At 60.7% G+C, this 13,191-nt stretch carries 12 protein-coding genes; 5 read left to right on the top strand and 7 right to left on the bottom strand.

Annotated elements, in window-relative coordinates:
* Window positions 1–17: 17 nt before the first annotated feature.
* Together GM415_RS08775 and GM415_RS08770 are read right to left on the bottom strand one after the other, a co-directional pair.
* Window positions 18–1,040 (bottom strand): alpha-hydroxy-acid oxidizing protein, encoded by a 1,023-nt coding sequence (locus GM415_RS08775; RefSeq protein WP_158947440.1) that lies wholly within the window; start codon window positions 1,038–1,040, stop codon window positions 18–20.
* Window positions 1,041–1,060: 20 nt separating this feature from the next.
* Window positions 1,061–1,753 carry a FadR/GntR family transcriptional regulator gene (locus tag GM415_RS08770; RefSeq protein WP_158947439.1) on the bottom strand — a complete coding sequence of 231 codons (693 nt, stop codon included), beginning with the start codon at window positions 1,751–1,753 and terminating at the stop codon, window positions 1,061–1,063.
* 246 nt (window positions 1,754–1,999) lie between these two features.
* Between GM415_RS08770 and GM415_RS08765 the strand changes: the two genes are divergently transcribed.
* Window positions 2,000–2,434: a MarR family winged helix-turn-helix transcriptional regulator gene (locus GM415_RS08765; RefSeq protein WP_158947438.1), complete on the top strand. Its 435-nt coding sequence runs from the start codon at window positions 2,000–2,002 to the stop codon at window positions 2,432–2,434.
* Window positions 2,435–2,484: 50 nt separating this feature from the next.
* Window positions 2,485–3,006 carry a C-GCAxxG-C-C family protein gene (locus GM415_RS08760; RefSeq protein WP_158947437.1) on the top strand — a complete coding sequence of 174 codons (522 nt, stop codon included), beginning with the start codon at window positions 2,485–2,487 and terminating at the stop codon, window positions 3,004–3,006.
* On the opposite strand, the gene GM415_RS08755 is transcribed toward GM415_RS08760, so the two are convergent.
* The 3 genes from GM415_RS08755 to GM415_RS08745 all read right to left on the bottom strand — a co-directional run bounded on the left by GM415_RS08755 (window position 3,003) and on the right by GM415_RS08745 (window position 5,972).
* Window positions 3,003–4,193: a metallophosphoesterase gene (locus tag GM415_RS08755; protein WP_158947436.1), complete on the bottom strand. Its 1,191-nt coding sequence runs from the start codon at window positions 4,191–4,193 to the stop codon at window positions 3,003–3,005. The two genes, GM415_RS08760 and GM415_RS08755, sit on opposite strands and share 4 nt — an antisense overlap.
* A gap of 205 nt (window positions 4,194–4,398) precedes the next feature.
* Window positions 4,399–4,713 (bottom strand): hypothetical protein, encoded by a 315-nt coding sequence (locus GM415_RS08750; protein WP_158947435.1) that lies wholly within the window; start codon window positions 4,711–4,713, stop codon window positions 4,399–4,401.
* Window positions 4,714–4,901: 188 nt separating this feature from the next.
* Window positions 4,902–5,972, bottom strand: coding sequence for a DUF6765 family protein (locus GM415_RS08745; protein WP_158947434.1), 1,071 nt, complete (start codon window positions 5,970–5,972; stop codon window positions 4,902–4,904).
* A 664-nt stretch (window positions 5,973–6,636) separates the two neighbouring features.
* Between GM415_RS08745 and GM415_RS08740 the strand changes: the two genes are divergently transcribed.
* Both GM415_RS08740 and GM415_RS08735 read left to right on the top strand, forming a co-directional pair.
* Window positions 6,637–7,320: an anaerobic ribonucleoside-triphosphate reductase activating protein gene (locus tag GM415_RS08740; protein ID WP_158947433.1), complete on the top strand. Its 684-nt coding sequence runs from the start codon at window positions 6,637–6,639 to the stop codon at window positions 7,318–7,320.
* Entirely contained in the window at window positions 7,268–9,325 is a 2,058-nt protein-coding gene (locus GM415_RS08735) for a ribonucleoside triphosphate reductase (RefSeq protein ID WP_158947432.1), read from the top strand. The genes GM415_RS08740 and GM415_RS08735 overlap by 53 nt, the downstream gene beginning before the upstream one ends.
* Window positions 9,326–10,349: 1,024 nt before the next feature.
* On the opposite strand, the gene argC is transcribed toward GM415_RS08735, so the two are convergent.
* Together argC and GM415_RS08725 are read right to left on the bottom strand one after the other, a co-directional pair.
* The gene (gene argC, locus GM415_RS08730) at window positions 10,350–11,405 is read right to left on the bottom strand and encodes an N-acetyl-gamma-glutamyl-phosphate reductase (RefSeq protein ID WP_158947431.1); all 1,056 of its coding nucleotides are present in this window, start codon (window positions 11,403–11,405) and stop codon (window positions 10,350–10,352) included.
* A 92-nt stretch (window positions 11,406–11,497) separates the two neighbouring features.
* The gene (locus GM415_RS08725; RefSeq protein ID WP_158947430.1) at window positions 11,498–11,785 is read right to left on the bottom strand and encodes a DUF1844 domain-containing protein; all 288 of its coding nucleotides are present in this window, start codon (window positions 11,783–11,785) and stop codon (window positions 11,498–11,500) included.
* Window positions 11,786–11,985: 200 nt separating this feature from the next.
* Between GM415_RS08725 and GM415_RS08720 the strand changes: the two genes are divergently transcribed.
* Window positions 11,986–13,191 carry an efflux RND transporter periplasmic adaptor subunit gene (locus tag GM415_RS08720; RefSeq protein WP_158947429.1) on the top strand — a complete coding sequence of 402 codons (1,206 nt, stop codon included), beginning with the start codon at window positions 11,986–11,988 and terminating at the stop codon, window positions 13,189–13,191.

Raw genomic sequence — 13,191 nt, 5'->3', positions numbered from 1 at the left:
GTTTGTTGAATTGGATGCTATCCCCGATGGATGACGCGGGAAGTCAGGTCTTTCACGGTCTGGGAGCCGGTCAGGATCATGGCCTGCACCAACTGTCCCTTGAGGGTATTGAAGTAGGTCTCCACCCCTTCCTGAAGTCCGCCTACGGCGGCAACGGAAACGGGACGGCCGATCATCACGGCATCGGCGCCCAGGGCGACCATTTTGAGCACGTCGGCTCCGTCGCGGATGCCTCCGTCCACCAGGATCGCGAGCTTGCCGGATACGGCCTCGGCAATGGCGGGCAGCACCTCGGCGGTGCCGGGGGTGTGGTCGAGCACGCGGCCCCCGTGGTTGGAGACCACGATGGCGTCGGCCCCGACCTCGGCGGCAAGCAGGGCTTCGTCCGGAGTCATGATTCCCTTGAGGATGAATTTGGCGTCCCAGCCGTGCACCTTGCTCACAATCTTCTCCAGCTCGGCGGGCGTCTTGGGCGACACGGGGCGGCCCATCTGGCGCAGGGTCACCAATCCGGCGGCGTCCACGTCCATGCCGAAGGCGGCGCAACCCGTGGCCCGGGCCTTTTCGAGCTTTTCGTCAAGCTCGCCCCCTTCCCAGGGCTTGATGAACGGGATGCCCAGGCCGCCATTCTTCACGATGGCGGCGTAACCCGCCTCATGAATGAAAGGGGGCACGCCGTCGCCGGTGCAGCCGATCACGCCGCAGGCCTTGGAGCCGCTCACCACGGCGTCGATGTAGTCTTCCTCGCCGACCTTGCCGCCCATGTTGAAGGAAACCCCTCCAATGGGCGCGGCCATGACGGGCATGGCCAGGTCGTAACCGAGTACGGAACAGGAGGTATCCGGCTCTGTCACGCCGTGCAGCAGGCGCATGTTCAGCTTGACCGAGGCCAAGGCGGAAATATTGTTCTTGAAGGACGCGGCGGTGCCGAGGCCCCCCATGCCGGGGACCTCTCCCACGCACGCCCTGCCGTCGCAGACCTTGCAGACTCGGCAGAAGCCCTGCATCAATTCACGTGCTTTCTCTTTTACTTCCTTCATTATTCCTCCCGATACGGGGTTTATTTGTCAGCAAAGACAATTGCTTCAACTTCTTCGAGATGCTCCCGCATGGCCTTCTCAGCCTGCATGACGTGGCCGCCGGTCACGGCGTCCACGATGGCCCGGTGCGCGGCCAGGGAAGCGGCCTGCCGCTCAAGAGACTGAAGCCCCTCGGCGCGGCTCTGGGTGAATTCGTCGTGCAGGGCCACGACCATAGCCCGCATGACTTCGTTGCCCGAAGCCTCGGCCAGGAGTTCGTGCAGTTCCTGGTCATACGCCCTGCCCGGCTCGCCGGACAGGAGCGCCCGCTCCTGCTCGCCGACGATGGCCTCCATGCGGGTAATCTGGCTGGGCGAGGCGTTGCGCGCGGCCATGGCCGCGATCTCCGGCTCGATCAGCTTGCGCACCTCGAACACGTCCCGCAGCTCCGGCCTGCGCCGGAGGATGGCTCCGGCAAAGGAGGCCGCAAAGCTATCGCCGTCGGACACGCGGACAAAGGTGCCCGCGCCCTGACGGCTTTCCAGAACGTTCTTTTCGGCAAGGGTTCGGATGGCTTCCCGCACGGTATTGCGGGACACGGAAAACATTTCGGCCAGACGGCGCTCGGGCGGCAGCTTGTCTCCGGGAGCCAATTCGCCGCGATCGATCATCCCACGAATCTGGATGACGATATCTTCATAAATATTCTTTCTGGCTATCGGCTTGACGTCCATTTCCGCCACCTCGCTACGGTCGAGGTCCGGGCACGAAGGTTCTTTCTTAGGCCTCGTTTCATGTGAACCGCCGCGCCCGGACCAGATCCTCGCAATACTGCGTGTGCCGACACCTCACGGCTGCGCAAATTGGTTGGACCAAAATTCCAATTAGACCATATTGACCAGCGAGTCAACCTCAATTTCACCCATCTTGACATGAAATCACAAATATGATTGCCTAGGCAAATAAAAGAAGGGAAACACATGCAATACGACATCGAGCAAACCGCGAGCTATCTTATCTACCGTGTCGGCCGCCTGTTGCGTATCCGCGTGGTGCAGCATTTCGCGGAAAAAGGTCTGGATATCAGCCCGGAGCAATGGGAGCTGCTGCTTCGGATAGCCGAAAAGGGAACGCCCACGCTAGGCGACCTGGCCGACCCCCTGGCCAACGACCACCCCAACGTGACCCGGCAGGTCAATGGCCTGGTATCTCTGGGGCTGGCCGTCAAGACCCGCCACCCCGAAGACAGGCGCAGTCATGTGGTGTCGGTCTCCCCACAGGGGCAGGCGCTGATCAATGAGCATCTCCCGGACCTGATCGAAGCCAAGGCAGAGTTCTTCGACGGCCTGGACCAGAATGACGTGAGCTCACTCATCACCAATCTGCAAACCATCCTGGGCAACCTGAGCCGCTGATGTGAGCGGCCCATTTATTTGCCTAGGCAAATACTACTCTGGAGGCAAACATGACTACTCCGAACAACAATGATCCGACTGCGCGGGACCATCTGGTGGAGGCAGCAGGGAAACACGGCGGCCAGGACGGCGGTTCCTGCTCGGAGGCCATTGCCTGCACGTTCTGCCCCGGCGAAGGCATTGACGCTGCCACCGCCATGCGCCTGGCCAGCGGCCTGGCCGGAGGTATGGGCCTGCCGGGCGGAACCTGCGGTGTTGTCACGGCCGCAGTGCTCGTAATCGGGCTGCATCTCGGTCCGTCGGCCCCCATCGCGGCGGAACGGCGCGAGATGAAAATGGGAGTTCAGCTCTTCCTCGACCGCTTCATCGAGAGGCACGGTTCCACTCGCTGCGACCGGCTGTCCGGCCTTAAAAACGTTCACGACCCGAAAGAGGCGGCGGCCCTGCGCCGCAGCGGCAGGCCGGAGGAACTCATTCGAAGCGGAGCTGGCCTGCTCTACGATGTGCTGGCTGAAATGGACCAGGCAAGAGAGGCGGCGATTCGGAAAGCATCGGAGGCAAGCCGCGTTTAGACTCGCCGCAAGGTGTGCAGGGTGATCTCGGGCTCGGTGCCCAGACGTACGGGCGGCCCCCAGTAGCCGGTGCCCATGCTCACGTAGAGCAGCGTGTTCTCATGCAGGTGCAGGCCGCGCACGTAGGGCTGAAAGAGATGGATGGCGAGGGTGTACGGGAAGTATTGCCCGCCGTGGGTGTGACCGGAGAGTTGGATGTTGAAGCCCGCCTTGCTCGCCTCGAAGACCGAACGCGGCTGATGCGCGAGCAGGATGGAGACGTCGTGTTCAGGAGCGTCGGCCATGGCCTGTGTGGGCGAGGACTTGTGCGACGGATAAACGCTGCCGCCCCGGATGTCCGTGACGCCGCCGAGCAGGATGCGCCCCCGGCCCGTGTCGATGAGCCGATGCTCGTTGTTCAGGGGGGTCATGCCGAGCTCCCGGATCTTGCGCAGCCAGGGCTGAACTCCCGAGTAATACTCGTGGTTGCCGGTGCAGAACCAGGTCCCGTAGGGAGCCTTGAGCTCGCCGAGGGACCCGACCGCACCGTTGAGCGCGGCCACCGTGCCGTCGACCATGTCGCCGGTGTGGACGATCATGTCCGGCGATAGCGCGTTGACCTCGTTCACCACACGCTGCAGCCATTCGCCCCGGATGGTCGGGCCGATGTGCGTATCCGTTATCTGGGCGATGGTGAAGCCGTCCAGCCCCTCCGGCAGGTCCGGGACCGGCAGGTCGTTGTGGATCACCGACGGGGTGCGCCGTGCCTCGAAGATGCCGTAGCCGGTGATCGGCATGGTGGCCGTGAGAATGACTGCGTTGGAAGCGTTCAGCAGGAAACGACGGCGCTCCCGATTGGGTCTGATGAAATAGGGCCTGCGGCTCCGATGTCCGAACAGGGTCTCCAGCACGGTCATAACCCGCTTGACCAGGATGGGAAAATCACGGGCCAGCATGAGGACAACGAGGATGGAAACCAGCCCGAGGAAGATATAGCCCACCCACTGGACCAGATTCATCAACTCTCCTTCAAGCGCGCCGCGCCCCAGGAAACGGATCAGCCACTGGCCGAACAGCAGCACGGCCACCAGTGCCCACCCCACAAGCTTCCACTTGCGGGTCAGGGGGGCGGGGTTGATAAGCCGCCAACCCAGATAGCAGGTCAGCAGGGTGGCGACGGTAAGGACGATGGTAAGCCACATAAGCATCAAGGGGGCAATCTCCGTGGTTTGATCATTTTCCCATGATCTTTAACAGGCCGCTTGTCAAATGCCTGCACCGGATGCACATCGCTTCGAAAAAGTCGTTATTCTCCGCACAGCAACGGAATGGCTCCGAAATGTTTCCTGCCAGTCCGATTCCCTCCGGCAGACCTCGTCGCGTTTGTGCGCGGAGCAATGGGCCGGACACCACTCAATATAATGGATATAGGTTCCGGCCGCCGCAATCGGACAGCATGGCGCGAACCCGCCCGGCCAGGTGGTCGGCGATGATCCGGCTCCCTTTGGAGTTGGGATGGCCGTCGCGCGAGTCCTGGCGGTAGATGCGGGAGCCGATGTAGTGGGTCAGATGTTCGCTCAGGTCAAGACATTCCGCCTGAAGCAGGTACGCAGCATCTTCCAGGTGGTGAGGCATATCCAGGGGATCGGTCCCCCGGGCAACGTCCTTGAGCGCCGCATTGAACGTATGCAGCTTCCTGATCTTTTCCAGAACCTTCCGGCGCATCATGGGCTTGTCCTTTGCGTGCCGCACACTCCTGTCGCGGCGAGTCACACCCGGAAGGCGATACAGCGAGAGTTGGCGGCGGCTGAAATTTGACGGCTTCGGGACCCCAAGCAAAAGCAATGCCGGAAGCATGGCCTCGCCACACTTCCGGCATCCTCACTCCCTGCCCCGCCCTCGTGCCGACCGGAGGATCAATCGAGCAGGATGCCAAGCGCCGTAAGAATGTCCAGCCGGACCTTGTCCAGATATTTTCCGGCCGCGCGATGGAACTGGTAGGCGTCCGTTGTTACGGCAAGCGGGTTGTCCAGCATGGCCCGAACGCCCCATCCCTGAGCGGAATAAACCAGTGCGCGGTCCTCGTCGGCCACCTCCGGGAAAAGTGCTCCCGCCTGGATCTGTCGCCTCCAATAACCGCACCGCTCCTCCTTGGTGCCCTCTTCCACGAGGATGTTCGCGATCTCGCCTGCCACGCCCGCTTCAAAAGGCAGGTGTCCCTGCTCCACCCTGGTGGCCCCGTCAAGGTATGCGCTGTACACAGCGTGCAGCCGGGTGCAGGCCTTCAGAAAAGTCGCCGGGTTGTCCCGCTCCGCATCCAGGTAGTCCACGTCCGGTCCGCCCGGGACGGCATAATCGAAGGCCCACTTCAGGTAGGGCCGGTCCGGGAAGGTCGCCGCTCCTGCGTGCCCAAGCTTGGAGGCCTCCGCAAAGGACGCGGCCACACGCTCGAAGAATGTATCAAGCTTGCGACTGATGTAATCCTGGAGCCGAACCACATTGAGCGGCGTGAGCGTATCCTGCTTCACCTCGTTGAGGGCCGAAGCCATGCCCGAGAAACCATAATGGGAATACGTGTCCTGAATGACATGGGTGACGATGCCCAGCAGGTGCAGGGCATAGGGCTTCCCCTCCGCTCCGGCCTTCAGCGCAAACCTGATGATCTCGTCCACGGCGTCGTTGCCGGGATCTCCCAACAGGCAGACCAGCCGCTCGTCCGCATTGTCGCCCATGCCGCCCGGCAGGAAGTGGAACGGGACCCACACGTTCCACTGGTCCATGAGATCGAAGTTCTTGCCCAATTCCAGCATGGCGTGAGCCGATACCACCGGCAGCATGTACCGCTGCTCGGCCACCTCAATGGGTGTGGCGGAAACCGCTTCATCCACGAACTGCGCTGCCGTTGCCACGGTCAGTGCCGACTCCGGTGTAAACCCGGCAATGCGGGCCACTGCATATGTTCCATAGAAATGCATGTCGAGCTGCATGGATGCCTCCGAGGCTGAATTTGCGTCTATGCTTTCAGTCTATACTGAATACTTTATAAAAATACAAGTCACCACATTCCACAATTCAATTTCGCGAAAATTTCCCTTCTAATGCGGTTGACAAACCCTCGACCCAAGCCAGCCGGGGGTTGGCCAAATAAGGAACAGTTTCACTACAATATTGTTCATTTCCGCTGTGGAATTCGCCCGAAAACCTGTTCCCTATCGGCAGCCCTTGTGGTAAGTCGTTTTTCCCGCGCCGCCCCCCTTGCCTCCACCGCGCTCCGACACCTCACCTGTCGAAAACTGATCCCGCCGAAATCGAAAAATAAAATTTCTAAACTAGCTCTAGAAAAAAGTTAAATATCTTGCCCCCTCCCACTTTCTTCGTCTGTTTAAAACTTTTGCCCATCTTTGATATTTACTGATAATCAACCAAAACAGCTATTATCCACCTGATTCATCAAATATTTTTAAAATCCCCCCTGTACAAAATCCCATCCTTGGGCTATCTCTGGAGACGTGCTTCGGCTGTTCCCGGCCCGTGCGGATATAGCCCGAAGCGCCTCGATTCGACCTCACTCGGGGGACCATGAGCGACGGACGGAGCGAGGCGGAAACGCGCCTTGCGCGAACTTCTTTTTTTCTCAGGGAGCTATGGATTATGAATGAACCCGCCGGGGTCTGGAGCTATGTACGCGGTTTTGAGAACCTGAGCCTGTGTGATTGGCCCGGGCGATCCACGTGCATCATCTTTCTTGGCGGTTGCAACCTCCACTGCCCCACCTGCCACAATTTCCAGCTCGCCTGGGACATGCACTCCGTGCCCGTCATCGACGCAGGGCACGTCAAGGCGTACCTGCGCGATCGCGCGGGCTGGCTCGACGGCGTGACCGTCACCGGAGGAGAGCCCACCACGGTCCCCGGCGTGGGTGAACTGCTGTACGAAATCAGGAAGTTCGGCCTGCCCATCAAGGTGGACACCAACGGCATGCGCCCCGAAGTGATCGAAGACCTCATGGCCTACAAGCTGGCCGACGTCTTCGCCGTGGACGTGAAGGGTCCCTACTCCATGTACCCGGCCCTGACCGGCGACGCCATCTCCGAGGTGGCGGCCAAGGCCAACATGGAGCGCATCTTCGCGCTCGCCGATGCCAATCCCGGCGTTTTCTATTTCCGCATCACAGGCGTTCCCGGTCTGACCCAGGAAGACATCGACACGGCCAGAAGCTATCTGCCGCAAGGCCATGAACTGAAAATCCAACAATATGTTCCCCCAAGGAGGACTCCCGAGCATGCCAAGCCAGATAATGAAACGCGACGGCAGGTTGGAAACGTGGTCAACTGACCGCATCGCCCAAGCCATCTTCAAGGCGCTCGCCGCCAGCGGGATCAAGGACCCGCTCCTCGCCAAACGTCTCGCAGGCAAGGTCGAGAAGAAACTCGGCACCATCGACATCCCCGAGCAGGAGCATGTCCAGAATACGGTCGAGCAGATTCTCATGGAGTCCCGGCAGTTCGAGATCGCCAAGAAGTATATTCTCTACCGCGAGCAGCGCCGCCAGCTCCGCAGCCAGAAAGAGGCCTACCTGGACATCAAGGAAGTTATCGACAACTACCTTGATCAGGCCGACTGGCGCGTGAACGAAAACGCGAACATGACCCACTCCTTCCAGGGGCTCATGCTGCACCTGTCCGGCACGGTCCAGGCGCGCTACGCCTTGGAGAAGTATCCCGAGGAAATCCGCCTTGCCCACGAGCACGGCTATTTCCACATCCATGATCTTTCCTTCGGCCTGGCCGGCTACTGCGCCGGTTGGTCCCTGCGCGACCTGCTGCTGGAGGGCTTCAATCTCGAAGGCCGCGCCTCTGCCGGTCCCGCCAAGCATTTTGACACCGCCCTGGGTCAGATGAACAACTTCCTGGGCACGCTCCAGAACGAATGGGCCGGAGCCCAGGCTTTCAATAACGTGGACACCTACCTGGCCCCGTTCGTGCGCCAGGACGGCCTGACCTACGAGCAGGTGCGCCAGTGCATGCAGAAGTTCGTGTTCAACCTGAACACCACTTCCCGCTGGGGCGGCCAGTCACCGTTCACCAACCTCTCCTTCGACCTGGTGGCACCCAAGCACATCGCCTCCGAGCCGATCATCATCGGCGGCAAGTACGACGACGAGTTGACCTACGGCGATTTCGAAGAAGAGATGGCCATGATCAACAAGGCCTACATCGAGGTCATGCTCGAAGGCGATTATCACGACCGCATTTTCTCCTTCCCGATCCCGACCTACAACGTCACCGAGGATTTCCCCTGGGAGTCCGAGATCGGCGAACTGCTCATGAAGCTCACGGCCAAGTACGGCGTGCCCTACTTCCAGAACTTCATCAGCTCCGACCTCAACCCCGAGGACGTGCGCTCCATGTGCTGCCGTCTTCAGATGGACCTGCGCGAGCTGCGCACCAAGACCGGCGGCCTGTTCGGCGCGGGCGACCTGACCGGCTCCATCGGCGTGGTCACCCTGAACCTGCCCAAGCTCGCCTACCTGGCCCAGAGCGAGGACGACTTCCTCGAACTGATCTCCGAATACGCCGAGCTGGCCAAGGACTCCCTGGAGTTCAAGCGCAAGGTCATCAACAACAACCTGGACGCGGGCATGTTCCCCTGGTCCAAGCGCTATCTCAAGAACGGCTACAAGGGCCACTTCTCCACCATCGGCCTGCTCGGCGGCCACGAGGCGTGCCTCAACCTGATCGGCCGCGGCATCGAGACCGAGGGCGGTGTGCGGCTCATGCGCCGGGTGCTCAACCACCTGCGGCGCCTGACCTCCCGCTTCCAAGAGGAAACCGGTTCCCTTTACAACCTCGAAGCCACGCCCGCCGAAGGCACCAGCTATCGCCTGGCCAAGATCGACAAGGCGCTCTACCCGGACATCCAGGCCCAGGGCAACGGCACCCCCTACTACACCAACTCCACGGCCCTGCCCGTGGGCATCTCCGACGACGTGCTCTACGCCCTGGAACACCAGAACCAGCTCCAGCCGCTCTACACCGGCGGCACGGTCTTCCACACCTTCCTGGGTGAAGCGGTCCCGGACCCGGCGGCGCTCAAGAACTTCATCCTCAAGGCGTTCACCAAGACCAAGATTCCGTACGTGTCGGTCACCCCGACCTTCTCTATCTGCAAGGAGCACGGCTACGTGCTGGGCGAGCACTTCGAGTGCCCCACCTGCGGTGAGGAGGCCGAGGTCTACACCCGCATTGTCGGGTACTACCGGCCGGTTTCCCGGTGGAACAAGGGCAAACAGGCCGAATACGCCGACCGAGTGGTGTTCAGCGACTGCCTGTGCAATTAGTCAGATAGTTTCTCCTATCCTGTTTGAGGAAGCAGGATTTGAGGATAATGGGAATGTGGGGCCTCCGATGCAATGCGCATCGGGGGCCTCGCGCATTGGTGGGGAGCGCCTGCGGCGCAGCCTGAGAGCCAGCTTTGGGGCCTGCGGCCCCTCGCTTCCAGGTATCTCGCCTGTGGCGAGATAAGAGCCGATGTTGGAGCGTCCCGCTCCTCCCCCTCCGGGAATCGCGCTTGCCGCGCGCGGAGAGCCGGGTTTGGGGCTGCGCCCCAAATACCCTCCAGGCCCTCCCGGCGGGGTCCATTTCTTTTGCTGCGCCAAAAGAAATAGACGAAAGAAAAGGCGCTTGGAGGGTCATCCCCGCCCCGGTGCTCTCGGGCGAGAATCTCATCCAACCCGGTCGGCTCCAGACTACGTTGAGTGGACTGCTCTGCCAGCTTTATTGTTCGTAGGCCGTCCGAAGCCCTGCGGGTTCCTCCACTGGAGCCGCCGACCGGTTTGGTGAGCTTCTAGGCCCGTGAGCAAGGGGCTGACTGCAGCCCGCCGAAGGGAATGCCGAAGAGCCGAATTGCTTCTTTCTGATTCGCACGGGGCACCAGCGCGACTAGGCGGGCTAAGGAAAGTCGCCGCACATGGCAAATTACCGATCACCCAGGCAACGACCAGTCATCGAGCTCGGGGCTTAGAGCCGCTTGGCACGGCTGAAGCGCAGCCCGAAGCGCGCCTGCCCGCAGGCTTTCGCTTTTCGGGCAGCGGAAGCCGTGTTAGCGGCTCTTGGTCCCGAGAGCGCGCTGCAGCACAAAAAAGCGCGTCTTTTGCTTACTTTTGGACGCGCCAGCCCAAAAGTAAGTCGGCCCGAAAGGGGCGAAACCCTTCACCCATCAATCGCCGCCTGAAAGGCGGCTTCCTTTTTCTCTTACTCTTCTTTCCTCAAAAAACAAAAAACGAAAGGCCGTCCAATCGGACGGCCTTTCGCATTAAAACTATTTTCTTCAAAGGCTGCGCAGCAACCTCCACCAACCACCCTTTAGGGCATCACCGGCGCCATGGGTATCCCCTCGTCAATGTCCAACCCGCAAATGAGGTTGGCGTTCATCAACGCCTGACCCGACGCGCCGCGACACAGATTGTCGATGGCGGAAAGAATGATCAACCGCCCGGTCCGGGGATCGACCACCAGGCCGATGTCGCAGAAGACCGTGCCTCGCACGAATCGCGTCTCGGGCAACTGCCCCTTGGGCAGGACGCGCACCAGCGGCTTGTCGGCGTAAAACGCGGTGTAGACCGCATGCACCTCGTCCAGGGTCTTCTCCGCCGTCAACTTGGTATAGATGGTGGAGAGAATGCCCCGATCGATGGGCAGCAGGTGGGTATTGAAGCTGACGGTAATGTCGGTACCCGCGATCTTGGAAATCTCCTGCTCGATCTCCGGGGTGTGCCGGTGCGTGGGCAGCCCGTAGGCGCGGAAGGAATCGTGCACCTCGCAAAAGAGCGAGCCGACCTTGGCGCCGCGCCCTGCACCGGAAGCGCCGGACTTGGAGTCGATGACGATATTGTCGGTCTCCACGAACTGGGCGTCCAGGGCCGGAGCCAGGCCGAGAATGGCCGAAGTCGGATAGCAACCGGGGTTGGCGATCAGCCGCGCGCCCATGATCTGATCGAGATAGAGCTCGGGAAGGCCGTACACGGCCTCGGAGAGCAGGTCTGAACGGGTGTGCTCGGTGGCGTACCAAGCCTCGTAGGTGGCCTTGTCGTTGATGCGGAAGTCGGCGGACAGATCCACGACCTTCACGCCCTCTTCCAGCAGCGAGGCCGCGATCTCCATGGCGGTCTTGTGCGGCACGGCCAGGAAGACCACGTCGCACTCGGCGGCCAGGTCCGCCGGATCGGGCTGGGTGATGACCAGCTCGCCCAGGGGCAGCCGCTCCAGAAAGGGATAAATGTCGGCCAGGGTCTTACCCGCCTCGGAACGAGAGGTAGCCCGCACCAGCTCCATGGAGGAGTGATGGATCATGAGCCGCGCCAGTTCCATGCCGGTGTAGCCGGTCACGCCGACCAGGCCCGCCTTGATTATTTGGGACATATCTTTTTCCTTCGTCGCGTTGTCGCCGAAAAGCCGAAAATGCGGGAAAGGGCCAGGCCTTGCGGCTCGAGCGCCGTTCCGGAGCGCAACGCCTATTTATTCTTGTTCACGTAGGCCATTCTGAGATTGTAGACGATGTCGCACAGCAACTTGCGCTCGTCCTCTTCCAGCCCCTTCTCGAATTTTTCCTTGAGCATGCCGAGCACGTCGATGGTGTGCTTGGCCATCTGGGGCTGGAACTCCACTCTTCCCGTGCTCGGATCCTCGGCCTCGCCCAGGGCGACCATGGCCGAGGAAGACAGGGAATAAATGAAGGTGGTGAAATTGATACTCAGCGGAATCCCTTTCATGGGATTCTCTTTGCACTTCTGGTCAGCCATCCTCGCCTCCGTTTCAGCAAATGCGTTACTCGTAGGCAATGTAAGTACGGCGTGGGAGATGCGGAGTCAACGGCTGAATGGACGGCCCCCTATAAAACGGATGTATAAAATACTGGTATCTCCCGGCGTTTTCTGATTATTATCCTTTCGTTCGCTTGTGTGATCAAGCATACTCCACAAACCAGCACAAGGTTGCTTACATGACGAAATCTCCAAAATTCCGCTATGTTCCGTATTTGACACTTTTTGTCTTCACCGCCCTTTTCCTGACAGGCTGCGGAGGGGATGAAAAAACCGAGCAGGCCGCGCAAAACGGTCCCATGCCGTTGAAGGTCGTCAAAGCCGAAACCAGGGACATGCCCAACTGGGGTGAGTACATAGGCCAGATCAGCGCCGTGGACACTGTTGATGTCCGGGCCAGAGTCGCCGGTTTCCTGCTGGAAAAGGAATTCAGGGAAGGCAGCCACGTCAAGAAGGGCGACCTCCTCTTCGTCATCGACCCCAAGACCTTCCAAGAGGATTTGAAGCAGGCCCAGTCCGCCCTCCAATACAACCAGGCCCTGCTGGATAAGGCCAAGAAGGACCAGGCGCGCTACAAGAAACTGCTCGACGAAGGCGTGGTCAGCCAGAACGAATATGAAGGGTATCTGACTGATTTCACCACCTACCAGGCCAAGGTCAACGAGAACCGCTCGCAGGTGGAGAACGCCCGCATCCAGCTCGGCTACACCAAGGTGTACTCGCCCATAGACGGCGTCATCGGCCGCATGCAGGTGGACGTGGGCAACCTGGTCGGCCAAAACGAATCCACCCTGCTGGCCACGGTCTCCACCGTGGACCCGGTCTACGTCAGCTTCTCCATCAGCGAGACGGACTATGTCCGCGCCAGCCGTGACAGGAACAGCAAAGAAACCCGCAACACGAAGATCAAAATGATTCTGGCGGACGGCAGCGAATACCCCCACAACGGCACTTTCAGCATGGTGGACCGGGCCGTTGACCCGCAGACCGGAACCCTCGGCATCCGGGTATCCTTTCCCAACCCCGAAGGCATGCTCAGGCCCGGCCAGTACGCCAAGGTCCAGGTGCTCATCGAGCGTGTCCGCGACGCCGTGGTCGTTCCCGTACGCGGCATCATCGACGTGCAGGGCATGAAATCCATCTACAAGGTGGGCGAGGACAGCAAGCTGGTCAATCAGCCGGTGGAGCTCGGACTGGAGCAGGGCGACCTGGTCATTGTCAGGAAGGGCATCAAGGCCGGCGACATGGTCGTTGCCGGCGACATCCGGCGCATCCGGCCCGGCATGGAGGTCAAACCCATCGTCGTGCCCATGACGAAACCGGCGGGAGAGGCCGTGCCCGTGGAAGGCCAGAACGCCACCGACGCCGGAAACAAGGAAGGCTAG

The organism is Pseudodesulfovibrio cashew (assembly GCF_009762795.1).
Taxonomy (GTDB): Bacteria; Desulfobacterota; Desulfovibrionia; order Desulfovibrionales; family Desulfovibrionaceae; genus Pseudodesulfovibrio; species Pseudodesulfovibrio cashew.
This window is presented reverse-complemented; position numbering and strand designations above follow the sequence as displayed.